Source organism: Nonomuraea sp. CA-141351 (assembly GCF_050944675.1).
Lineage (GTDB): Bacteria > Actinomycetota > Actinomycetes > Streptosporangiales > Streptosporangiaceae > Nonomuraea.
On record NZ_CP191982.1, the window covers coordinates 9,844,233 to 9,867,532 of the forward strand.

At 65.7% G+C, this 23,300-nt stretch carries 18 protein-coding genes and 1 pseudogene; 10 read left to right on the plus strand and 9 right to left on the minus strand.

What is annotated here, in order from left to right:
* The 4 genes from ACQPWU_RS46200 to ACQPWU_RS46215 all read left to right on the plus strand — a co-directional run bounded on the left by ACQPWU_RS46200 (window position 1) and on the right by ACQPWU_RS46215 (window position 2,691).
* Window positions 1–795 (plus strand): PfkB family carbohydrate kinase, encoded by a 795-nt coding sequence (locus tag ACQPWU_RS46200; RefSeq protein ID WP_433432273.1) that lies wholly within the window; start codon window positions 1–3, stop codon window positions 793–795.
* An 18-nt stretch (window positions 796–813) separates the two neighbouring features.
* Window positions 814–1,770 (plus strand): nucleoside 2-deoxyribosyltransferase, encoded by a 957-nt coding sequence (locus tag ACQPWU_RS46205; protein WP_433432276.1) that lies wholly within the window; start codon window positions 814–816, stop codon window positions 1,768–1,770.
* Entirely contained in the window at window positions 1,770–2,261 is a 492-nt protein-coding gene (locus ACQPWU_RS46210) for a hypothetical protein (RefSeq protein ID WP_433432278.1), read from the plus strand. Before ACQPWU_RS46205 ends, ACQPWU_RS46210 begins: the two co-directional genes overlap by 1 nt.
* A gap of 112 nt (window positions 2,262–2,373) precedes the next feature.
* Window positions 2,374–2,691 carry a MazG-like family protein gene (locus tag ACQPWU_RS46215; protein ID WP_433432280.1) on the plus strand — a complete coding sequence of 106 codons (318 nt, stop codon included), beginning with the start codon at window positions 2,374–2,376 and terminating at the stop codon, window positions 2,689–2,691.
* 1,310 nt (window positions 2,692–4,001) lie between these two features.
* Here ACQPWU_RS46215 and ACQPWU_RS46220 read toward each other — a convergent pair.
* Entirely contained in the window at window positions 4,002–5,108 is a 1,107-nt protein-coding gene (locus tag ACQPWU_RS46220; protein WP_433432282.1) for a HigA family addiction module antitoxin, read from the minus strand.
* A 495-nt stretch (window positions 5,109–5,603) separates the two neighbouring features.
* On the opposite strand from ACQPWU_RS46220, the gene ACQPWU_RS46225 reads away from it, so the two are divergent.
* From ACQPWU_RS46225 to ACQPWU_RS46235, 3 genes are read left to right on the plus strand one after another with little or no spacing between them, the layout of a single operon-like run.
* A complete protein-coding gene (locus ACQPWU_RS46225; protein ID WP_433432284.1) occupies window positions 5,604–5,885 on the plus strand; it encodes a multiubiquitin domain-containing protein in 282 nt (93 codons plus the stop codon).
* Window positions 5,860–7,035: a ThiF family adenylyltransferase gene (locus ACQPWU_RS46230; protein WP_433432286.1), complete on the plus strand. Its 1,176-nt coding sequence runs from the start codon at window positions 5,860–5,862 to the stop codon at window positions 7,033–7,035. The genes ACQPWU_RS46225 and ACQPWU_RS46230 overlap by 26 nt, the downstream gene beginning before the upstream one ends.
* Window positions 7,032–7,490 (plus strand): DUF6527 family protein, encoded by a 459-nt coding sequence (locus tag ACQPWU_RS46235; RefSeq protein ID WP_433432287.1) that lies wholly within the window; start codon window positions 7,032–7,034, stop codon window positions 7,488–7,490. The genes ACQPWU_RS46230 and ACQPWU_RS46235 overlap by 4 nt, the downstream gene beginning before the upstream one ends.
* Window positions 7,491–7,571: 81 nt before the next feature.
* On the opposite strand, the pseudogene ACQPWU_RS46240 reads toward ACQPWU_RS46235, so the two are convergent.
* From ACQPWU_RS46240 to ACQPWU_RS46255, 4 genes and pseudogenes are all read right to left on the minus strand, one after another.
* Window positions 7,572–7,703: pseudogene (locus ACQPWU_RS46240) on the minus strand (pyridine nucleotide-disulfide oxidoreductase); the annotation flags it as partial.
* Between the two features lie 670 nt (window positions 7,704–8,373).
* Window positions 8,374–9,117 carry a hypothetical protein gene (locus tag ACQPWU_RS46245; RefSeq protein ID WP_433432289.1) on the minus strand — a complete coding sequence of 248 codons (744 nt, stop codon included), beginning with the start codon at window positions 9,115–9,117 and terminating at the stop codon, window positions 8,374–8,376.
* 553 nt (window positions 9,118–9,670) lie between these two features.
* Complete coding sequence (locus ACQPWU_RS46250; protein WP_433432291.1) at window positions 9,671–10,288, minus strand: DUF2637 domain-containing protein; 618 nt, start codon at window positions 10,286–10,288, stop codon at window positions 9,671–9,673.
* A 210-nt stretch (window positions 10,289–10,498) separates the two neighbouring features.
* Window positions 10,499–11,152, minus strand: a complete 654-nt coding sequence (locus ACQPWU_RS46255; protein WP_433432293.1) for an integrase core domain-containing protein — start codon at window positions 11,150–11,152, stop codon at window positions 10,499–10,501.
* Window positions 11,153–11,162: 10 nt separating this feature from the next.
* Between ACQPWU_RS46255 and ACQPWU_RS46260 the strand changes: the two genes are divergently transcribed.
* Complete coding sequence (locus ACQPWU_RS46260) at window positions 11,163–11,420, plus strand: integrase core domain-containing protein (protein WP_433432294.1); 258 nt, start codon at window positions 11,163–11,165, stop codon at window positions 11,418–11,420.
* 595 nt (window positions 11,421–12,015) lie between these two features.
* Here the strand turns inward: ACQPWU_RS46260 and ACQPWU_RS46265 are convergent.
* Both ACQPWU_RS46265 and ACQPWU_RS46270 read right to left on the minus strand, forming a co-directional pair.
* A complete protein-coding gene (locus tag ACQPWU_RS46265; RefSeq protein ID WP_433432296.1) occupies window positions 12,016–13,053 on the minus strand; it encodes a hypothetical protein in 1,038 nt (345 codons plus the stop codon).
* A gap of 95 nt (window positions 13,054–13,148) precedes the next feature.
* A complete protein-coding gene (locus ACQPWU_RS46270) occupies window positions 13,149–18,326 on the minus strand; it encodes a LamG-like jellyroll fold domain-containing protein (protein ID WP_433432298.1) in 5,178 nt (1,725 codons plus the stop codon).
* Between the two features lie 889 nt (window positions 18,327–19,215).
* Between ACQPWU_RS46270 and ACQPWU_RS46275 the strand changes: the two genes are divergently transcribed.
* Entirely contained in the window at window positions 19,216–20,697 is a 1,482-nt protein-coding gene (locus tag ACQPWU_RS46275; protein ID WP_433432300.1) for an alpha/beta hydrolase, read from the plus strand.
* Window positions 20,698–20,925: 228 nt separating this feature from the next.
* The gene (locus ACQPWU_RS46280; RefSeq protein WP_433432302.1) at window positions 20,926–21,741 is read left to right on the plus strand and encodes an endonuclease/exonuclease/phosphatase family protein; all 816 of its coding nucleotides are present in this window, start codon (window positions 20,926–20,928) and stop codon (window positions 21,739–21,741) included.
* A gap of 194 nt (window positions 21,742–21,935) precedes the next feature.
* On the opposite strand, the gene ACQPWU_RS46285 is transcribed toward ACQPWU_RS46280, so the two are convergent.
* Both ACQPWU_RS46285 and ACQPWU_RS46290 read right to left on the minus strand, forming a co-directional pair.
* On the minus strand, window positions 21,936–22,076 hold the full coding sequence (locus ACQPWU_RS46285) for a hypothetical protein (RefSeq protein ID WP_433432305.1): 141 nt from the start codon (window positions 22,074–22,076) through the stop codon (window positions 21,936–21,938).
* A 328-nt stretch (window positions 22,077–22,404) separates the two neighbouring features.
* Window positions 22,405–23,202: a maleylpyruvate isomerase N-terminal domain-containing protein gene (locus tag ACQPWU_RS46290; RefSeq protein ID WP_433432307.1), complete on the minus strand. Its 798-nt coding sequence runs from the start codon at window positions 23,200–23,202 to the stop codon at window positions 22,405–22,407.
* Between the last annotated feature and the right edge of the window lie 98 nt (window positions 23,203–23,300).

A 23,300-nucleotide genomic window follows, 5' to 3' on the forward strand; every position in this document is an offset into this window, starting at 1 on the left:
GTGATCGGCAACATCTCCATCGATACCACCCGATACCCGGACGGCCGCACGCACATCCTGATCGGCGGCGCCGCGTTACACGTCGCCTTGGCCGCCGCCCAAGTAGGAACCGCCGCCCACCCCATCGCAGTCATCGGCGACGATCTTGCTCTCGCTCACGCCCATCCGTGGCCCGAAAAGCTCGACCTGTCCCATGTGACCGCCCTTGCCGGACCATCCTGCCGGTTCGACATCACCTACGGGGCCGAGGGACAGGTCATCGGACTGACCGCCGACTACGGCACCGCCACCGCGCTCACCAGCCACGTACTGGCCGAGTTGGAACGCTCGGACTGCGACCATTGGCACGTGTGCTGCCGCCGCCCGTTGGACGTCGCCCAGGTCCTGGAGCGGCTCGTGGTGGCGGGGCAGCGGTTCAGCCTGGACTTCCACCTTGCCTCCGCCGCCGAGCAGATCGACGCGGCCAAAACAGCATTGCCGCACGCCGAGGTGGTGTTCGTCAACGCGGCCGAGTACCGGCTACTGGACGATCTCGTCGCGGTCAACAACCTAGCACGCGTCGTCGTCTCCGACGGACCGGGAACCGTGACCCTGCTGGGCCACCGGCGGACGATCAGCGCCGAGTTACCCAAAGACGGCCCTGTGGTGGAGGTGACCGGCGCCGGAGATACCCTCGCCGGCACCTTCCTCGCCCACGTCCTCAAAGGCACGGCAGAGCGGGACGCTCTGGCGGCGGCCGTGACGGCGGCAACCCGCCAGGCTCGTGACCCGGGTCTGCCCTACGAACCCCCATAACCGCAGGAAGGCTCAGCCGTGACGCTCTACTACGTGGCTCACCGACTGTTCGCCGCCCATGACCGCGCCCTGGGCGCCTACCTCGCCCACCACCTCGCCCGCCGCTTCGGGCCGGACGCCGTGTTCCTCCCCTTCTGCGACACCGACGAGGAGAACCTCAAACACCCCCGCAAAGGCCAGCGCCTGTTCGAGTTGGACAGCGAACGCCTCACCCAGATCGATGCCATGATCGCCATCCTGCACGGCCCCAGCCTCGACGACGGCGCCTGCATGGAGATCGGCTACGCCTCCGCCCGAGGCGTCCCCATCATCGCCGTCACCACCGACTTCCAGGTCTACGGGCCCACGGCCGACGGCGCGCTGCGCTCGCCGTTCCCTGATCCACTTCTCCTGCACGTGGTCAGCCGGATCATCTCCGTGCCGCGGTTAGGCTCACCCGGCGGCGAGGATGACAGGTTCGAACGCTTCCTCGCACAGAACCTCCACGCCATCACCCAAGCAGCCATCGAAACCGCCGACGCCCTCCGAGGATGGCTCGCCTCGAGCCCCGCCTTGCCACCTCCCGGCTCAGCCGGTCAACGACTGGCCTACCTTGAGCCTTCTCCCTACGGGGGAGACGACTGGACCGCTCCTGTCTCCGATGCCCTACGCGCCCTCGGCTTCGCTATCCATCGCGCCAGGCGGTTCAACACCGCCGTAGCCGAGCCTTCGGCGACCGCAATCGAGGATTGGACCGCCCTGGCGCGTTCAAGCTTGGCCGTGGTGGACGTACGCGGTCCCGAGACGCCTCCCGGTGCGGCGTTGGTCATCGGCGCCTGCGCAGCGACCGGCCGTCCCGTCTTTGCGCCCGAGCCCGGCTGCGGGTGGACCTTCGCCCACGGCCGCGAACCCAACTACCGCAACCTCATGGTCCAGTACGGCCTGACCGGCACCTTCAGCAATCTCGATGAACTCGCCAAGCACCTGGAGGTCTGATGGCAGCCGACCTCGCGCTGTGGGCCGACCGCTACGAGGTGATCGTCCTGGAGGGCTGCGACGGGGTGGGGAAGACGACCTACGCCATGACGCTCATGATCAGATACGGCTATCAGCGGGTGCACGCCGGCCGCACCCCCGAGGGAGCGGATCTCTTCCAGCGTCACCGCTCCATCCTGGCCCTCCCCGGCCGCCTGGTGCTGGATCGCAGCTTCATCAGCGAACTGGTCTACGGCCCCATCCTGCACGGCCGCTGCCGCCTCACCCCATCGGAGACCCTCCAGCTGTTAGCCATGGTGACCGCCCGCGGAGGCATCCTCGTCCACCTCACCGCCAGCCCCGAACAGATCCACGCCCGGCTCGTCGCCCGCGACGGGACAGCACCCACCATCGCCGAACTCCGCACGCTTAGCGCCCGATATCTCATGGTCTTCTCGGACCTGGCCCGGTATACGAAAGTCATCACCGTAGACAACGAACAAGCCGCCTGACACGACGTACCAGAGAAGACGTTCGCCTGACCCGCGGAGCGATGACCGCTAGGCTCACAGCCGACCGTCATCCCCAGAGAGCACATGCGGCTCCACGGCCACAGGAGAATCGGTGCACCTCCGAGACGTCCAAAAGCGGGCCTGGGAGAACAAGCTCGCCAAGGGGTTCAACACCACCGATATGCCTCTTGAGTTCGCCCTCGCCCACGGCGAACTGTCCGAAGCTTTCGAGGCCGCCCGTAAGCACCCCGAAACCCTCGGCGAGGAACTCGCCGACGTCCTGATCTTCCTCACCAGCATCGCGGAGATGTCCGGCATCGACCTCGACTCGGCAGTCGAAGCCAAGATGGTGAAGAACGCGACGCGTCGCTACGAGCGCGGTGCGAACGGAACCTTGATCAAGGTGAGCGAAGAACCCTTGCACGGTTAGGCGAGCCCGGCTCGACGCGCCTTGCTCACCGAGGTGGGTCAGGAGCCGAGTGGCGGTACTCGTGCAGAGCCCGGCCCGCGCTAGGCAACGCGACGTCCATCAGGGCGCGGGCCTCGGGAGGCGGGCCAGGCCGGTGTCCGGGTAGACGTTTCGCGGCCTGATGATGTTCCGGTGTCGTGCCAGCGCGGGCTGGTGCAGCGTGCGCAGTGCGACGTCGCCGCGTCGGCGGCGGGGGCGGCCACGCCGAGCATGAGATAGTCGCCGCCGCGGCCGCGATGGCTTGTGCGGGCCGCCGGGTGTTGCGTACAAGATCAGCAGGAGTAGCGACTGGACCACCGTCCCCTCCTGCTCAACCGAGAGCCCCCGGCTTGTGCGCTAGCTAGCTCGCGGAGGCCGTGCAACAGGACCAACTGCTGCCGTTCCGGGGATTGCCGCGCGGAGCTTTTGCTAGGCCCCGCCTGAACTGGGCGACGGCGGCCGAGTCCGGATACTCCCGCTCCAGTGTCGCCCGCAGAACAGCTGCTCTCGTGACAATCACCGAGGCGTAACGTGTGGCTGCCACAGCGGCGAGGACGTGCGTGACCGCCTGTTCGGGGTCTCCCAACCGGGCGCATGCGGTAGCGAGATCCAGACCTGTGATCGCCCGCCGTGTCGGCGATGCACCCGCGGGGGCCTCCTTGTAGACGCCTATAGCTTGCTGCGCGTATTCGCGGGCCTGTTCAGGCTGCCCCAGGTACAAGTGAGAAGTAGCCGAGATCGACAAGATCCGCGCGGTGTCGGCGGTGAACAGCCCGGGCGCGTGCAGAGGCTGCTGCTCGGCCTGCTCACGTAGCGTCTGGAGGGCGCTGGTGGCGGGGTTGGCGTGGCCGAGCCTGGCGTGGATGCGGGCGAGTCGCCCGGACAGGCGGACATGGACCTCGCTGCCAGGCGAGGCGGCTCCTGCCCCGTACTCAGCTGCGCGCAGGGTCGATCGGTTCCCGATCCCCGAGTCGTGGACACGCCGGTCGGTCGACTTCGGGTATACATCCCGTTCGTATGGCAGGACTGGGCCGAAGACCCCGACGTTCGGCCCTACCTCGTGCGCGAGATCTACCGGACGCTGGCCGAGGAGCACTCGGTGGCTCGTCGCGATGGTCACCGACGAGCACGACCTCGCCACCACTGCGCCTGTCGAAATTTCGTCCATGCAGTTCCAGCGGCATGTCGGTATTCGGGGAGGACTCCGCCGAGCTGGCCTGGCAGGCTGCAGCGCCCGCCAGGCCGAACCACGACTGCGACTGGGCTGGGTCGACCTGTGCCCAGCCCGGGAACTACTTGGCGAAGGCGACGGGCTTGAGGAATCGGTGGCCCTCGTTGTACTTCAGGGCGCCGTCGTGCTGTAGGCGCCCCACGACGATCCCCTCGGCGAGGCCGACGTGCGCCGCGAAAGCCTCGATCTTCGTGAAGGGTTTGGGGTTCGCTTTCAGCTTCTCGTAGTCAGCGGCGTATTGCTGCGGGATGAGAATGTCGACTGCGAAGCGGTTGGCTTCATCCTCCTCGGCGGACTGCAGCGGGTTCGTGGCCGGGTCGCCGTCGAGGAAGGTCAGCCGCTTGCCGTGGAGAAGAACGTGGGCGATTTCGTGGAAGAGGGAGAACCAGAAGCGGTCGTCCTTCTTGTAGCGGTCACTCAGTGCGATCATGACCTTGTCCGGGGTCAGCCAGCGGGTGGCCCCCGAGAGATGTGTGTGAGGCATGGATCGTTGGAATACGATCGCGACACCGGCCTGGGCGCACAGGCCGGGCAACTCGTTGATCCACGTGCTCGGCTGGCGCACAGTAAGGGACCGAAGGAGAGGGAGAAGCTCTAGGAGCGCATCCCGGGTGTAGGGGCGGCATTCGATATCTCGAGCCGCCAGCACGCAGAGGCGCAGCCAAACTAGGGTGGCGTACTCGTTGGGCGCCTTTGCCGTGGAACGCCGGAAGGCCACTCGATAGGTGCCCCAAAGCTCCTCGGCCACCTTGGGGTTGGCAACTCCGAAGAATTCCAGCATGCGGCGAAGGTTGGCCACGTTCTTCTTCTTGTCCGGGAGGACGCCGCGGTCTTCCAGCTCCCCCAGTGGGAAGTTGTCGAGCCAGGGGAGGCTCTCCTCAAGGGCCTTACTCTCCTGCTCGCGAAGCTGCTGCGTGCGCCACCGCGCTTCCAGGTTGTTCCATATCGAGGCCGGGACCCGAGTCGCCCGCTCCAACAAGATCGCGGTTTCGGGGCTGAGGATCGCAGCACCCTGGATGATCTGATTCACATGCTTGGTCGACAACCCGATACGTCGCGCTAGGTCCGCCTGGGTGATGCCAAGGTTCTCCAAGGTCTCCTTGAGAGTCTCACCGGGTGGGTCCACACTCTCGGGCGCGTATTCGAGCGGCTCGGCGCTGAGGGTCATGGGGAGCGCCTCCTCCGTGTGGTCGTTACTCAGGGTACTCATGATGCGATAGCGACGTCGGATACCAATAGGTCTCGAATTCTCAGTTCGTCCAAGCGACCGTCAACCAGGGTTGGGATGGGCACCTCCCATGGGCGCACTCTCAAGTCTGCCCACTTACCCACGGCCACCAAAAGGGCCCCACTCTCTCCTCTGGGATCCGCACGAACCCTGGCCGCAGGCAGGCTGCGAAATTCGGCGAGATGCCCCGCGGCCGCCATCTCCCCCAGACGTCTGCGTAGGGCGGGAGCGACGTCCGGGCCGTAGATGCGCAGCCGTTCCTCATCGCTGTTGCAGCTGCGCGCCAGTTCGGGACTGCTGAACCGGATCCTCACTCCACCACCTCGTCTGGCGAGTTGTGTATACCCGACAGGTACATGGTACCGTTGGGATCCACATACGGTTTCATACACCTAACAGGTAAATGAAACTTCTCACCTAGTCATGGAGTGAAACGTGACCGAGACGCACGAGGCGACCGAAGCCGCCGGCAAACACGACCACCGTCACAAGATCATCGTCAACGGCCGCGAGAGGACCGTCGAGGCCGAGGAGCTCTCCTTCGAGGAGATCATCCGGCTCGCCTTCGACCCGGTGCCCACTGACCCGGACGTCCTCTTCACGGTGACCTACCGGCACGCGGCCGGGCACCCGCACCAGGGCATGCTGGTCGCGGGCGAGTCTGTCGAGATCAAGAACGGCACGACATTCAATGTCACCCCGACCAGCAAGTCCTAGCCCCGACCTGGCGCAGCTCGAGCAGGAGGGCTACGACATCGAGATCAGGGACGCCCTCCTAATGGTGCACCACGTGCCCTACGTCGACAGCAAGCGCCGCGTGCGGTACGGCGTGCTGGTCACTCCCCTGGAGCTCAATGGCGACCTCACCGCACCGCCGCGCGACCACACCGTGCGCTTCGGTGGCGCGGAGCCCTGCGACCAGACTGGTCGCCCCCTAGAGGAAATCATCAACCAGCGGATCACGGAGCACCCGGCGGAGGGGGTGGAGACCTCCTACTCCTTCTCCCGCAAGCCCCAGTCGGGCGCCTACCGCGACTACCACGAGAAGATGACGACCTACGCCGCGCTCCTCACGACCCATGCCCGCGCGCTCGACCCGGAGGCCACGGCCACGCCTTTCCAGGGCGGCGAGGCCCAGATGGAGAGCTCGGCCTTCAACTATCCCGACACGGCCTCCAGCCGCGCCGGCATCAACCTGATCACCAAGCGGCTGGAGGGCCACCGGATCGCGATCGTCGGCCTCGGCGGCACCGGCTCCTACATCCTCGACACGGTCGCCAAGACCCCCGTCCAGGAAATCCACCTGTACGACGGCGACACATTCCAATCACACAACGCCTTCCGCGCCCCGGGAGCGCCATCGCGGAAATACCTGCGCAGCGCCCCAACCAAGGTCGCGCACTGGGCGTCGATCTACTCCAACATGCACCCCGGGATCGTCGAGCACGACGTACCGGTCGACGAGTCAAACGTCCACGAGCTGCGCGACATGGATTTCGTCTTCATCGCCATCGATAAGGGCAGCCCCAAGCGGCTCCTGTTCGAGAAGCTCGAGGAGTACAACGTGCCGTTCATCGACGTGGGCATGGGCGTGATCACGGTCGAGGGGCAGCTGTCCGGCCTTCTACGGGTCACCACCAGCACAGCCGACCGGCGCGACCACGTGCGCCAGAGGATCACCCTCGCCGACGAAGGCAAGGACGAGTACGAGACCAACATCCAGATCGCCGAGCTCAACATGCACAACGCCTCGCTGGCGGTCATCAGGTGGAAGAAGCACTGCGGCTTCTACCTCGACCTCGAACGCGAGCACTCCACCGTCTACGAAATCGACGGCAACGTGTTGCACAACGAGGACACCGTGTGAAGGGATGGCGCACACACCTGAGCCACGACTTCGTCGACCACATCCCCGAACGCCTCGAAACTGGCCGGCTATACGTGTCCATCCGCCACGCCACCGCCGTCCACCTGTGCGCCTGCGGATGCGGCAACGAAGTCGTCACCCCGCTGAGCCCCACCGATTGGCGGCTGACCTACGACGGCGAGTCCATCTCGCTCTACCCCTCCGTCGGAAACTGGAGCTTCGCTTGCCAGTCCCACTACTGGATCGACAAAAGCGCCGTCCGACCCGCCCCGCGCTGGTCAAAGGAGCGCATCGCCACGGGCCGTGCCCGCGACCTCGCGGCCACACAACACAGGTTCGCCACAGTCGGTCCTACTCCCGGACGCGACCCAGGTGAACGCATGTCGCTACGCGAACGCGTGGGCTCGTGGATCAGCAGGCGGCTTCGGACACCAAGGAGAAAGAGCGGGGCGTAACATCATCCAGGCTGGGAACCGCGGATCGGCGATCACTGCCACTGTCCGACTGGTTAGAGATCCATCAAGATGGAGGAATATCTAACCAGCGAGCTGTTCGACGACTTCGGTGACCATGGCATGAGCGGTACGGCCGGCGCCGATCAGAGCGGTTGATGCAGGGCCGGTCCAGTCGCCGTAACCGAGGAGGTGGAGGCGAGGTTCGCCGACCGCGCATGGGGCGACGGCCGGGTTCCGTCTGACATGTCGATCTCCCAGATCGGCCGCAGCGGCTGCCGCCGCTGATGCCGGTGGCCAGTCCGACGCGCTCTTCCTGGGCCTCGGGCAGGTTCCTCAGATAACGCCTTGACGAGCATGCGCACCGCTGACTTGGCCCGAAGCCCTCGGGATTCCAGACGCGGATACCCACGCCCGATCGCCTACGAGGGAAGATCCGGTTGCCGTGCGGATGGTTTGAGCAGCGGCCGTGACGCCAAGTACGACACGGCTGAAGTGGTGCCTGCGGCGGGCTGGGGGCGGCGAGTACGCCGTGGTCGTTCTACGTGCTCGGCTTGGTCATGACTGATGATGGCGAGACCGCCCGCCACCGTGTCTGCCTGAGTCAAGAGCCGGTGCGCTGAGCAGCGTATATCTCCGCGAGCAGCGCGGCGTCTTCGCCCACCCAGCCCAGCAGCGCGAGCCGCGGCAGCGCTGAAAAGCAGGCCCAGGTAGTCAGGCCGGGCACCGGACTGACCCGCCGCCGTGGCGGGGGAGCCCGTCGACGAGGGCGCCGGTGACACGGAGCCATCAATAGTCGGGGCTCCTGGCCGTCGTGGTCTGATTCAGAGCCCGCTGCTTGCTGACCGTCTTCGGATCGCGTCACGTCGACGGCTGGGCTTCGTAACTACGCCTGGTGGAGGTCGTCCTCGTGGTGCTGCCTGGTGACGAGGACCGCTCTGCGATGCGCCTCCTGATCGTGTTCCGGTCCGAGGGAAGTTTGCCAGTCCTGCAGTTCGTGAGTGCGGTCGAGTAGATCATCAAGCGCGGAACAGGCTGTCTCGGCGAGCTGACTCAGCCGCGGGACGTCGACGTAGATCGGATCGGGTCGAGCCGCCACCGAGTCAGCACCCCGAGTTCGGGACCTGACAGTCGCGTAACGGAACCACTGCCCGTCCGGGTCCAGCTCATGGAGCTTCTCGCAGGCTGTCCGAACCACCTCGGGGAGGGGCATCTGGAAGTGCTGAGCCAGTGCTGACAAGTCGTCGAGCAGGAGTGAGAGGTCGTGCTTGCTCCGCGCCCGTGCCAGCACCTGCTCCTGCTCTACAGTCAGCTTCTGCGCCGGTTCCTCGAACTGCAGGCTGGCGATCATCGACTTGATCACTGCCTTGAGCCCCAGTTCCAGGGCGTGCCGGTAGTTGTAGAGGACAACGAGGACGAGGGAGTCGTCCTTCCGCTGTCGGTACCAGTCGGCAGCGATCACTCCGGCCGCGTGACGGAAGGCGAATGCCAGATCGGCGTCGCTCTCCAACTCGCGTTCGTCCACCCCCTCAACCGACGAGCAAGGGGGCCCGCCAATGACTGCAACATCCGCTGTCCACTGGACCGGCTTAGTTCTCGAGAACACGCTCTCTGAAGTCACGTCGTCCATGATGCAACCGATCGCCTATTCAATCGTCGCGAGTTTGTCGTTCCTACGGAGTTCCACGTGACGCGCTCGCGTCCTCGGAGTGGTGTAAATAGCTCGACGAGGTAGGTGCCGTGAGTGGATCTTAGGCGGCCTCGGTGGCGGGTGCCAAGGCGGGGTCGTCGGTCGTGCGGAGCTGGGTGGGCCAGTGAAACGGTGTGGCGCCAGGCTGGACTTGGCCCTGCACACGGATTTAAGACTCCAGGCCTTGCTCGGACACGCGAGTCTAACCACCGTCGGCGCTTACGTCTCGGTGCTACCGACGGTGGTCCACGAAGGCTCCCGGGAGACGGCTCGGCTCATGCTGTTGTTAACGGCGTACAGCGCGGGCGGAACGGCGGTCGCTCAATCGGAGAAACCGACGCTGATGAGGCGGCGCTAAGAACGGACGTACTCAAAGGGGTGCCGGCCAGCTTGGGCGGGCGGTCGTCAACGTGCTTGACGCCCAGGGGCCTGGTTCGCCACGCCGTCGAACTGGTGCTCCGTCCAGCAAGCTCGACCAGAGCTCAACTCCTCATCATGGTTGCGGCACGTTCCCTACGGATGGTTCCAACCGACCAGCGCATCCCGCTCGTTTAATCCAACGACCCCATCGGTCACTACGGGAAAACTGCGCAGCGATGACCTTCCCGGAGGGCAACCGGCCATCCGGCCGACAGTTATCCTGAGCCCATCGCCATGCCATCTGATGCAGTTCCTGAGCGCCCTTGCGCGTCGTGTCCTCCCGATTCTCCTCACGGGCAAGCAACACATCGGACGGCAAGTCTGACGTGACGTCCTCCGCCGCCTGCACAGCTCGACTCTGCCGGATCTGGCCCATGAGCATCTCGTAGGCGCCGATCAACGCGAACGATGGCCAAGCAGCGATAATCCGGGCAATTAGAGTCGGGTCGGCGACCGCCACATTCGCGGCCAGGCTGGCGAGACTTCCCACTACCAGCAGGACCCACGGCAGCACTCCCCCACGGCGCCCACACCGGCTCGCGTGAAGGACCGACATGGACGACGCCACGATCATGCCGTCCACCGCCAACGGGATCAACGTCGCCCCCAACCAGCTCTCCCCCTGTCGCACCGCCAGCTCATGCATGTGCTGATACGACACCACAGCAGCGATCCCCGCCACCAGCACCACCGATGTCGTCGTCGTCCGCCGAATCCAAACGTCGGCAGGCGCAGCGAAGGCTGCATGCATCCTCATCGCCCAACACCGCCCTTGACCACCTCAGTACGGGCCTCAACGACGAGGCGGCCACGCGAAACCGCAGGTGGAGTCGCCGAAGATTTGGTGCGTACCCCGCCGGGGGCACTCTGTGATGTCTCAGGACATCGGAAACCCTCGAACCTACGGGTTCGGGGGTTTCGTCTTGTTGGGGTTTGCCTGGGGTTGGTAGTCGCGGGTGGGATCGAGGATCAGCTCGCGCAGGAGTTCTCCGGTGATGGCGTTGACGATGCGGACGTGCAGGTCGTCGACGAGCAGGATGACGTGGGTTCGGGCGTGGGTTCGTCCGATGCCGATGTGGTGCAGTCGGCCGTTGACGCGCAGGGTGACGACGCCGGAGGGGTCGATGCGGTCGTGGCGTACGCGGGCGTGGGTGTCGGCGTCGCGGCTGCCGGAGGGCAGGGCCTTGGGCGAGGCGGCGTAGGCCGCTGCCGGGGTGGCGCGGTGCGGCAGGGATCGGTGCGGGCGGTGGTGGTTGTAGGCGTCGCAGAAGCGGTCGAGAAGTGCCTGCAGGGCTGCCAGGGTGGTGGGCTGGTGGGGCTGGGCGCGTAGCCAGTTCTTCATCGTCTGCTGGAAGCGTTCGACTTTGCCGCAGGTGGTGGGGTGGTTGGGGGTGGAGTTCTTCTGTTGGACGTGCAGGCGGCGTAGTTCGTGTTCGAAGGCGTTGCGGCCGCCGCGGCCGCCGGCCAGGCGGGTGGTGAAGACCATGCCGTTGTCGGTCAGTGTGGAGGCGGGCACGCCGTGGACGGCGACCGCGGCGCGGAAGGTGGCCCGCACGATCGGGCCGGTGACGCGGGCGTGCGCGGTCACCGACAACGCAGCGGCCGAGGCGCTCAACAGCACCATCAAGGTCGAGTACGTACACCGCCACCGGTTCCGCACCAGGGCGGAGGCTCGTCTAAAGATTGCGACCTGGATCGCCGACTTCTACAACACCACTCGGCGGCACAGCGCCAACGACGGCCTGTCGCCCGTCACATTCGAGCACCACATGATCGAGAAGAGGAGAGCCTCATCGGCCCTGCTGAGGACCGCTGTGGCATAGGACCGTCTCCACGTTTTCAGGGGATTGACAGTCTCGAGACACACTCCGCTGAAGTTTCCTATGTCTTGCGACATGGGTTTCCTATGTCCTGAACCAGCACACTGCCGGGGGCACTCATCTCCACCAGGCATTTTGGCCTCCGACCTGCGGGTTCTCTACCGCAGGTCTTTTGCTTGTCAGGCCCTTGATAGGCCGCCGAGGGCACCCGCATGCAGCCATAGGACCATGATCACAGGATATACACAGGATGATCTTGGATGCGTTTCCCCAAGTCGCTCGCAGATTCTTGGGGCAGCCTGACGCTGAGATGCCCTTCCGAAGAGATCATCCAGCGCCATCCTGCGCCGCCAACTTGCGCCCTCGGCTAGCCCTCGGTGCCATGACCAGCGGGCAGATCAGCCACGACCTACACAGACCCCACACCCACGGCAACCGCGAGACGTGAACGGATGCTCCCCGGGTTTCTCCGGCCCTTTCCCAGCGTTTCCGACCGCACTCGACTCGACGCGCATAGCTGATCCAGCACTCCCGCGAGCATGCCCACGAGACGACCTCCGCGATCGCCGAGCCTCATTTAAGACAGGAACACAAGTGGTCAATCGGGAGACTCCGAGTCCCGGGGGAGAGCCAGGATCTCCTCTCGGAGGTACTCCCATGTGTCGTGGAGCGCATTGCGGGCGGACAGCAGGGATTCAGTGTTCCGCGCGTCGGCGTCCAGGGCTCGCAGCCCTTGGCGGATGGCAATCGCGGCCTGCCAGCGCAGCCATTCGGGCGCGGCGTCCGCGGGGTCTCCGTACCAATGGTCCTGTGAGAGGTACGTCGTTTCGATAGCCAGGTCCCGCCATTGCCGGTGCGTCGGATGGGTGTCGCCGCGGATGTGGTCCAGGATGGTTGTCACTTGTGGAATCCGCAAGTCGTACTTATCGGCGAGTCGTTCGATCAGTCGGATCTGGAACGACCGTCGCGCCGCGGGGGAAGCATTTCGAAGCTGTGCCGCGAGTTCCGGCTCGGCCGACGCGAAGGCGCTCGGTGGTATGGCGCCCAACGGTATTGGCCGGTCGATGGTGATCACTGGTTGTGGAGAGTCCAGCCACTCCGAGCTCAACCGGAATCCTCCGTGCAACTCCATGACCGCCAGCGCGGCAGCCTTCCGCTCGAAAAGACTGGGTTGACGCATGATGTCCAACTCGTGTTGCGCAGCGGCGACATCGGCGCCGAAAGGCCTGTCTGTGTCGAAGTATTCGCTTATCCCGAAGAGGATCTCGTCATTCTCGGCGCAGATCAGAGTTTCCCCTCCCTTGATGTGCCAGGAGGTGGACCAGATACGACGCCCCGAACTCATCCATCGCCGAAATTCATCGATATTGGTGTGGATCACTCCTGGCTCGATGAGGTTGATGCGGGATCCCGCCCTTACTGGGATGACATGATTGATACTGCTGATCCGCTCCGTAGCCATTCTCGGTGTGTCTTCCCACACCTCGGCAGGAGCACCCCCAGCGAGCATCGTGGCGATCTCCTGAAATTCAACCGGCCTATCATCAGCGATTATCACGGTCCAGGCAATGCTTTCCCTCAGCCAGGTCCGGTCGAGCAGGTTGCGGTAATGGTTAATTGCTGCGTCAACGCGCATCGATGGAATCCTCTTCTGGGGGCTTTACGTGAGCTGGCTGTGGGCGGCGTGCGCTGGTCGGGAGCCAGCGCAACCGCCCACAGCCTCACTGGCTCCTAGTTATGCCCGGCAATCGGTGCCGCACATTTCTCCGGACCGTCCAGCTGAGTCCTGAATTTGATGAAGTAAGGATCACCGACGAGAATCCGCTCGTCGTTGTAGAATTTGCCGAGAAGGGTCCCAGCCGCCCTGTTCTGGGTCGCCGGTACAGGGCACAGCGAGTAGCCAGCCCTGGTGAGGTTGGCTCCGGGGTACGGGCTGTTCCATCTTTCCCAGCTACTGGCGAAGGGGAATTCGTCGCAATCGTTGCCGCTGGCGTCGCCCACCGAAGCGCCCCAGAGCCAGTTGCACTCGGGGCGGGTTATGCTGTCTCGATTGTTCTCGGCTGTATCGGGGTCGACGCGATGCAGGTAGTTGTACTTCATCTCCTTGTCCGGGTCCAGGCAGCCTGGTATCGACTTTTCCTTCACCGCCGGATATTTGGCGAGCTTAAGCAGGATCGGATAGGTGTCGTTCGGCTCGTAGCATGCCGTCCAGTAATGTTTATACGCGGCATCGTATCCCTGCCCGAGCACGTGCTCCAGCGAGGAGGTCACGTCGCCGAACACGCAACCGCCAGTCCCTCGGCGGATGTATTCAGCGGAGTCACACTGGACAAATGTTGACGCTTCCTTGTTCCCGAGGCTCGTCACATACCGACCGCCATCCGGCAGAATGGGCGGCAGATCAGGGAAGTCACCATAGAGCTTGAATCTCCCCAGAGTGACTCTTTCGTCGTTGTCGAGGGTGACAATGTATTCGTCGTCCTGATCCCAGACGACGGAGCGCTTGGCCCTCGCGTTCTCTGCTGGGCAGCGCAGGTGGAATCTGTAGGTGTCACCCGTCACCCACAGGCCCATTGGCTTAGCGAAGTTGTTGTGATGCGTGGCCCCGTTCCATTCGGTGACATGATCGCATTCATCGTCCGCGGGCATGGCGCCCATCTTCAGCGTATAGCCGGCAACCGACGGCGTGACGGAGATGATTTTGGCGTGAAGGTCGAGAAAGATGTCTCGACTGGTTGCGCTAGGCTCCCCTCCCAGACTGCCAGTGCCGTTGAAGGTGTAGCCGATGATCATCATTTCCGACGCGAAGTGGGTCTTGATGACAGCCATGCTCCCGACTCCTCGGACCTCCTTGATATTGAATTTTCCTATGCTGCACCAGGAATAGCGGTTCATCGTCCAGCCGATGCTACGCCTCGCCTCGCTGCGACGCGCCTCGCACTGTGCCGGGGTCATACGCGGGTGTTCGTTGACCGCAGGTGGAGGCGTCAGCGCGGCGCTCGCGGCGAATTCCTGCGCCTGCGCGTGCTCCGGCTCCGCAGGGGAAGAATCCTTGACCTGCATGGACCGCCAGTCGGCCCAGGGGCCAGTCTGCTGGCCTGTGAGCATCCGGGCTCGCCATCTCACCTTCTCGCCGTCCCGCAACTGGCCCTTGGGAACCTGAAGAGACACCTTGGACTCGCCGGATGCGGCCGTGGCCTGGCCCGACCAGATCAGCCGCTTGTCCGAGGTTGCCTTGCCCGCCTTGACAGACTTGGTGGGTGTGTGGGCGATTTCCACTTCCACCTTCGCCTCGCCGTCGCGCCCGCCGGACAGCCAGGCGGTCAGGCTGGGAGTGAGGTCGGAAGTGACGGTCACGCCGTCCACGGTGCGGCTGTCGTCGACCACGAGCTTCTGAACCTCGGGAGCGGAGCTCTTCTGCAGCCGCCGCGCTGCCGCACCCGATGCCGCCGCGCCGATCGGGGTGCTCATGTCGGCCTGGATCTGAGCGACGGTCTGGGCGCGGTTGTAGATGCGTACCTCGTCGATGACGCCGCTGAAGTGCTCACCCCAGACACTGTTGCCGCCGAGGCGCAGCGCTCCGCCATCGTCGACGAGGTCTCCGCTCATCGGTGTCTGGTCGACCGGGGCGCCGTCGACGTACAGGGTGGCCATGCTGCCGTCATAGGTGACGGCCAGATGACTCCACTGGTTCAGCGGCAGCGGGTTGTCACCTACCACCGACATGTCACCTCTGGCGTTCTTCAACCAGCCCAGGGGAGAGTCACCGGTGGAGGCATACAGGCCGTAGGTACCGCCGTCGGCGTGCTCCTTCATCAGCACGGTGCGCCAGTCGTCCACTGTTGCGGGTCGTACCCATGCCGAGAGCGTCAGGGCGTTCGTCAAACGCAACGACGCCGAGTGCGGGACGGTCACCCAGCTGGAGGAACCATTGAAGGACAGCGCTTGGCCGTGCTTGCCGGTTGTCCAGGTGGTGTCGGTGGCTGCTCCGGTGTTGTTCTGCCCGGAGGCGTCTCCGACGCTGGTGCCTGTGCCCTCTTCCATGCTGTAGGCCGCTACCAGCCCCGGGACCGGGTCGGGGTCGGGGTCGGGGTCCGGCGTGGGGGTCGGGGTCGGGGTGGGCGTGGGGTCGGGTCCCGGTGTGGTGGAGCCGACAGGGGTGTTCATGTCGGCCTGGATCTCGGTCGCGGTCTGGGCGCGGTTGTAGATGCGCAGCTCGTCGATCAGTCCGTTGTAGAACTCGCCCCAGATGTTGTTGCCGCCGATCCGCAGCGGGCTGCCGTCGTCGTAAAGGCTGCCGCTGAGCGCGGTCTGGGCGATCTGCTGCCCGTTGACGAACAGCCGCAGCGTGGCGCCGTCGTAGGTGAGCGCCAGGTGGCTCCAGGTGTTCACCGGCAACGGCGAGACACCGCCGACCGTCGAGTGGTCCTCGGCAGAGGTTTGCACCCAGCCGGAGGGGACCGAGCCGCCGTTGGCGGCGTACATGGTGTACGAGACGCCCGAGGCACTCAGTTCCTTGGCCACCACACTGCTCCAGTCAGCCACCGTGGCGGGGCTAACCCAGGCCGACAGCGTCATCCCGGTCGTCAGGTGCAGCGACGCGGCGTCCTGGACCGTGACCCAACTGGACGAGCCGTTGAACGACAGCGCCTTGCCGTATTTGCCGTTCGCCCAGGTGGTGCTGCTGCCCGTGCCGGTGTTGTTCTGCCCGGAGGAGTCACCGACGATGAAGCCTGTGCCCTCGTTCATGCCATACGCGGCCACAAGCCCTGGCATAGGTGTCGGCGTCGGGGTGGGAGTCGGGGTCGGCTCCGGAAGCTGCACGGTCGTCTTGAAGCGCCAGACGTACGGAGCCGCCATCACATTGCCTGCGGCGTCCTTGGCCCCACTGACTTGAGCCTCGTAAAGGGTCCCGGTCAACGGCTGAGCGAGCGTGAAAGTCAGCACCTTGTTGTCGGCGGACATTGCCATGCTGCCTGGGATCTGTCCCTCACTGAGGCGATCCCTCACGGAGAATTGAGCGTCAGTGACGGGCTCGCTGAACGTCACCGTCACTTGCGTGTCCACCGGCACGTCGACCGCCGCCTCACTGGGAGTGACTTCGACTACTTGCGGCGGCGTCGTGTCCACGCCCGGATCCGGGGTCGGTGGCGGCGGTTCCTCGGGCCGCGGCCTGTTCAGGATCTCGTCGGCGGCCGCGGTCAGGGACTCCGTCGAGTTGGCCTTCTGCGCGTAGGCCTCTTCCCATGTGATGGGAGCCTCTGTAGTGAGCGAGGAGGTGGCCCGGACCCGTGCCGGGTCGTTGAGTGCCGCCACAGCTTCCTCATAGGTGTCGATCTCCTCTTCGTCGCTGTAAGTCCACGAGGCGATGAAGAAGCTGGGAGCTGGTGTGTAGTCGATGATGAGGGCGGGTGGGTGGCGGTAGCCGGGGTAAGGGTCGCCGCCGCCGAATTGGCTGGAGTAGTACTGGCGCCAGTTGATGGCGGCGGTTTCGCTGGCGGCCTTCAGCACGATCCCATGGTTGGGCACGCCTTGTTGGATCCAGGCGCGGGTCATGGCGGTGACCTCGTAGAAGAGTTCCTCGTCCTTGGCGCACCAGCTGGCGGGGTCGGCGTCGTAGTTGTAGCCGGCCTTGTTCACCGTCTCGGCGGCCGTGCTGGAGGGCTGGTTGTACCAGTCCAGGCTGTCGATCGTGCCGTCGAGGGTCCAGTCGGAGGTGACGCGCGCGGCCCGGATACCGGCGCCCATGGTCTCCCCGCACAACTGTCCGTTGGGCCCGCCGGACTTGTAGTTCCACATCCGCAGGTCCGCGTCGTTGACGGTGGCACCCTGCAACACCGGGTCGGTGGTGTCGAACTTCATGTACACGCGGGCGATGTCCGCGCTGGTGGAGGTGGTGCCCGCACGAAGGTACCCGGCTGCGGCGTTGTTGTTGTAGGGGTCGTTCTTACTGATCCAGGCGTCGTCGGGGGCGCCGCCGCCGAACCATATGGAGGACGCGGCGACGGTCACCGGGTAGGTCACCGCGGGGTCAGCCAGGAACTTCTCGTCCGGGGAGAACACCAGCTCCGAAGTCTTACCGGTGGTCTCGACCTGCGCCTTGACCGAGGAGGTTCTGCCCTGTTCGGGGGCGGCCTCCACCTTGGCGTCCGTCGCGGTCAGCACGATCGGCGCGGCCTTGGCCTTGCCCTTGGCGTCCTTGAGTTGCGGCAGCCCTTGGGGTGTCTTGCCGAAGATGGTGCCTTCGGGCAGGGTGAGCGGCAGCCGCACGGTGACGGGGCCGGTCGGCCGCTGCCGGAAGACCACCTGGGAGACGAAACCGTCGGCCTGAGCCAGCACCACCAGGTCCGCCCCTGGTGCGACCGCGTCGGGGTAGGTGACCGCGTTGCCGGAAACCTTGGGCTCCGGCAACGCTTCGGTCACCCCCAGGCCGATCTCGCCGCGTTTCTCAGCCGCGGATACCAGATGCTTGGCGCCGCGCCCGCCGAAGGTCAGCGGGGTCTTGACCCGGGCGGCCTGCAGCTTGCCGTCGCGGGTGACGATGCGGGTGTCGATGGGTTCCCAGGCGCCGCTGGCCGGGTTCTTGAGCTGGATAGGCCGGGTGTGCAGCTCGGCTCGCAGATTCTTGCCGTCGGGGTTGGCCCAGACCTTCATGGTCTCGGTGAACTGGGCGGGGACCTCGATGGGTTGGCCAGACTTGGCGGCCTTGTCCCAGGCGGTTTTGAGGGCTGGATCCGAGGTGGCGCCTGGTGGTCTTGTCGATGCGGAGGTGGGGGTGGGGGATGGCGTGGGGCCTTGGGCGATCGCGGGCGCGCTCATGAGCGAGAGCGGCAGCATCAGAGCCGCGATCAGGGCGCCGCGGCGGCGCGTTCGGGTGGACCAGCCGGGCGCTAATCGGCGTGTGTTCATGCACAACCTTTCGAACGAAAGTAGCAAAACGGCCCTGATCATGACATAAGGAGAAACTAAAAGTAAAGATCGTTTTCTGTATCGGGAACGGGATGCTCCGTGATCAGAGATCGCGTGGATCTGCCCCTCCGCCGAATCACATTCGACCAGCTCATGGCCTTGGGGAGCTAGTGAGTATCGTAGATCGGTGATCTTCATCGGTCGCAGACGACTTCGACCTGTCGCCGAGCAGGACCCTACGGGTAAGACGGCGGCCGTGCCGGCGATGGCGGCCCAGAGGATGATGGCCTCGAAGACCTTCAGGTCCCGTTCGTAGTCGCGGGCCGGACGGCGACAGGCGGTCAGTCAAGCCGGCGTCCGCGTGGAATGGCGCAGGCGATATGGACCGCGACTTGGCATCGCGGCTTGGCATCGCGGCTTGGCATAGCGCCACGCCGAGTGATGCTGTAATAGCAGCCGGGCCCTGCCCCGGCCGCGTCGGCGGAGGACTGCGCAGCACCACTCGCGTACAGGCACCCGCATGTGAAGAGCGGGAACGCCTTACCGGGGTTTCTCGCCGCAGATACCGCTCTGACTAGGCAAAGTACCCGTCAATCGATGAGCAATGGAGAGGTCCTCGTCAAGGGGCGAAGACACGTCGAGCAATATCCACATATGGCTCATTAGCGAAGATGCTGGGCTCTGTTCGGCTGGAGCTCTCCTAAAGCGGGCGCCGCAGGTGGCCCAGGGAACCGGCCGCCGCAGGCGTCACCTCGCCGAAGTGCTGCGCCACGTCCTGCCCTGAACCATCCCTGAGTCGCCCCTGAACGGCCCCTGAGAACGGTTCTGCTCGGGCTTTCCCGCACCTAACGTGACGAACGCCCCAAGATCCGTTCCAGGAGGACAGCTCATGCACAGCGTGGCCGCGTTCGTCATCGCGGGCCTCGTGACCGGTTCGAGCCTCGGTGCCACTCCCCTCGTGTACGCCGCACCGACGGCGGCGGTCACGAGCATCCAATGGACACCCTGCAAACCGGACAGCCCGGAGTGGGCGACGTGGAAGGGGGCGGAGTGTGCGACCCTCCGGCTGCCCGTCGACTGGGCTCGTCCCGACGGGCCCACGTTCGATCTCAAGATCGCACGCCGGACGGCGACCAGCCCGGGAACGCGCGTCGGCACCCTGGTCTTCGGCCCGGGCGGACCCGGTGACTCGGGCGTCGAACGTATAGGAACAGGCATCACGCGCTTCAGCCCCGAGGTCCGCCGCAGGTTCGACATCGTCAGCTTCGATCCTCGCGGAGTCGGCGGCAGCAGTCCCGTGACCTGCCCACCCGAGAAGCTCGCGGCCCGCCCGTCGCCACAGATGACGAGCCAGGCCGACTTCGAGGCCACCGTGAAGTACAACCGGGAACTACGCGACGAGTGCCGCCAGCAGACCCCGAACGGGATCTTCGACCACCTCGACTCACCCCAGACGGTCCAGGACCTGGAGGCCCTCCGCGTGGCGCTCGGGGAGGAGAAGCTCACCTTCCACGGCAGTTCGTACGGCACGATGCTCGGTGCCCAGTACGCCGAGGCCTACCCGCGGCACGTCCGGGCGATGGTGCTGGAGAGTGTGATGGACCACAGCGTCCCCCGCACACGGACCTTCCTGCAGACCGGGGCAGCGGCCGCGCAGGATCTCTTCGGCGAGTTCGTGAAGTGGTGCGGCTCCAACGCCGAGTGTGCGCTCCATGACCGCGACGTACGTGCCGTCTGGAAGGGACTGCTGGCCCGCGCCGAGAGCGGCAGGCTGGCCACCCCGCCGGACCTGGTGCGCAGGCTGGGCCCCACTGTGTCGTCGATCGACCTGGTCAACGCGATCGCCTTCCGGCGGTTCTACGAGGGTGACTTCGCGGGCCTGGCCAAGGAGATCGATGCGATGGACAAGAGCGCACCGGTGAACGGGCCGGCGCCGAAGTTGTCCCCGTTGCCGCCCACCACTCCGATCTTCTGCTCGGACTGGCAGCTCCCCGTACGGGACTACCGGGAGTACGCGGCGCTGGTGCGGCAGATGAACGCCACCGCCCCTGACATGCCGTACCTGCTGCCCCTCCGGATGGTGGCCGCCTGCCTCGGCGCGCCGACCGCCAACCCCCAGCACCGCCTCGAGCCGACGGCGCACCAGGCCCCGCCCGTACTGCTGTCGAACGCGCTGCACGACCCGGCGACGCCGCACCGATGGGCCGCGTCCGTCGCCCGCCAGTTCGGGCTGAAGGGCGTGCTGCTGACCTACGACGGCTGGGGGCACGGCAGCGCCACCAGCGGGCCCTGCATGGAGAACACCGTTGACCGTTACCTCACCGACCTCGCGGTCCCGCCGCGCGGCACCCACTGCCCCGCCGCGCGGTAGCAACTTCAGACACCGGCCGGCCCCTTGAACCGGCACCTGGCGCGATTGTCGGTTACCGGGAACCGACTCCATGACGCATCCGTGCTTTGCGACGGAGCCGAAACCCGTACGGTCCCACTCCTTGGGCCGTACCGGGCACCAGAGCGGAGTGACGGCCGCGTGAGAGAGCGGTGAACTCTTTCCCTGCATCCTGTCGGGTCCGACGGTCGCGCCTGCACAATGACGGCCGTGATCTCATTTTCCCTGACGCGTCTGCGTGCCCTGTTGATCGGCTGCCTGATGACCGCCGGGCTGCTGTTGTCCCCCAGCGTCGCCATGGCCTCCGCCATGACGCAGCCCGGGGATGCACCGTCACAGGACGCGCGCCCGCCGTACTCGCTGCTCCAGATGAACCTCTGCCTGAGCGGTTACGCCGGCTGTTACGCCCGGACCCAATACCCGAAGATCGTTGACGAGGTCGTGGAGCGCATCCGGGCCAACGACGTCAACGCGGTCACCCTCAACGAAGCCTGCAGCGGCGACGTGGCCGAGATCGCCGAGCGCACCGGCTACCACTTCCGGTTCGCCACGGTCATCTACAACGGCGCCCCGCTGGCCTGCAAGGCGCCTGGCGGGCGCGGCGAGTTCGGCAACGCCGTGCTGACCAAGGAGGCTGTCCGCGCCTCCGAGGACGCGCCGTACTCCGTGTTCAGCGGGGTGGAACAGCGCCGCTGGCTCTGCGTGACGACCGCCCGCGGCGTGGACGTGTGCACCAGCCACCTGTCCACCGACGGCGAGGCTCCCGGCAGCACCAACTCGACCCAGTGCGCCGAACTCGCCCAGGTGCTCGCCTCCCGTGGCCGCGCGACCATCTTCGCCGGTGACGTCAACCGTCGCTCCACGTGCGCCCCCGCGGGCCAGTGGACGCTGACCGACGCGGCCGCCACCCAGGCTCCCGGCATCCAGCACGCCTACGGGAACCTCGCGGCGCCGACGCTGGAGCTCGAGCGGACCACGTACACCGACCACGACGCACTCGTGATCCGCGCCGGACTGCCGAAGTAGCCTGATGCCCGTGGGCCGGCGCGCTCAATCGCAGGGCACGCCGGCCAGGGCGCGGGCCGCCTGCGTGATGGCTGCGGCGTCGCTGGTCAGGGACTTGTCGGTGATGACCAAGGGGTTGCCGAAATAGCTCTTGGAGCGCCGCATCTGCTTGGCCAACCGGGGCGGGGCCGTGCGCAGGGTGTGCTCCTCGTCGGTCAGTACGAAGCCAACGATGCGGTGGGAGCCGCGACGGCCGCCACCTGGGGATCGGGGTGCCGCTGCGTGGAGCGCAACAGCTCCCGGCGCACCTGCTTGTCGAGCCGCCGCCATGCGGCCCGTGGCGAGTCGATGGTCATAGTCCGACATGATCCCACTCGTGTCGGCGCGATGGCCGGGACCGTCTACGCCCGGTTTCCTTCGGTTGCCGGTGGGATGCCGGCAACCCGTAGGGTCTGGACCCTTCCGTGCTCAGCCGGACAGCTTGTCGGTCACGGTCTTGGGGTCCGGCGCCTTCACCGACACCTTGCTCCCCCACCCGGTGTAGCGGGTGTCGACGGTGATGATGCTGCCCTCGAATTCGGAGTAGTACTCCGTGACGCCCTTGGCCCTGAACGAGCTCCACAGCTTGGTGACGAGGCCGGCCGAGGCCCGACTCCACGTCCAGGCCGGGACGTACCTGGCCGGCTACGGGGGACTGATGACAGTGAGCATGCGGGCGAGTTTCCACGGCCGACGGCCCCATGCGGCGAGCTTTCCTTCGAGAAGCGGTTTCCCTATTCCTTGTCGGCCGATGAACACCAACATGAGAGCCGCGGGGTCGGCAGACAGGTGGGCGTCAACGTCACGTGCGCTCCCCGCGTCGAGTGTCAACGAACCGCGGTCGAAGACCATCAACATGCGGCTGCCTCCACGCAGACGCAGGTCGAAGCGGGCTCGAAAGGATCGAGCTTTCTCCTGGTCCAACAAGGCCGTGGGCGGTAGAGACGCGATGAGCGGAAGCACGCCGCCCTCGACCGCGAGTAGAGCGTGGTGACGCTGTATCGGCCACGAGCGCCCAGTGGCTACGGCGATGTCATGGCCGTGGATCAAACATTCCTCGAGCAAGTGGCACGCCACCGCCGAAGGCGGCAGGCGGGCACCTTGCAGCCAATTGACGGTGGCCGCTCGCGAACGCGACGCGATGTCGTCGAACTCGTTTGCCAGCGTGCCGATGCGGTCTGCGAGGACGACTGGGTCCCGTTCGCCGTCCCGGGCCAGCATCTTCGCGTTGGCCTCGGCCATTCCCGCCGTCGTCACCGTGGCTTCCGGGACCGGCCTTCCGCCGACGGCATCGGTGTCGAAGCGAAACACATGAGCCAGGTGAGCCGCGACATCACTCACCGTCCAAGTACCGACCGAATCGGCGTTGGCGTCAGGGACGCTGCGCACAAGTTCGACGAGGCTGGGAACAACGTCCCGCAACGCCGCACGAGCCTGGGTCATGGCGTCGAGGGCATGGCTGTGCGTCGCAGCCGGGACTGTGCCGGTGCCTTCCTGGGCGTCAGAGTCTGGGCCTCGCCAGGGAGATGGGGTGTCGGTCA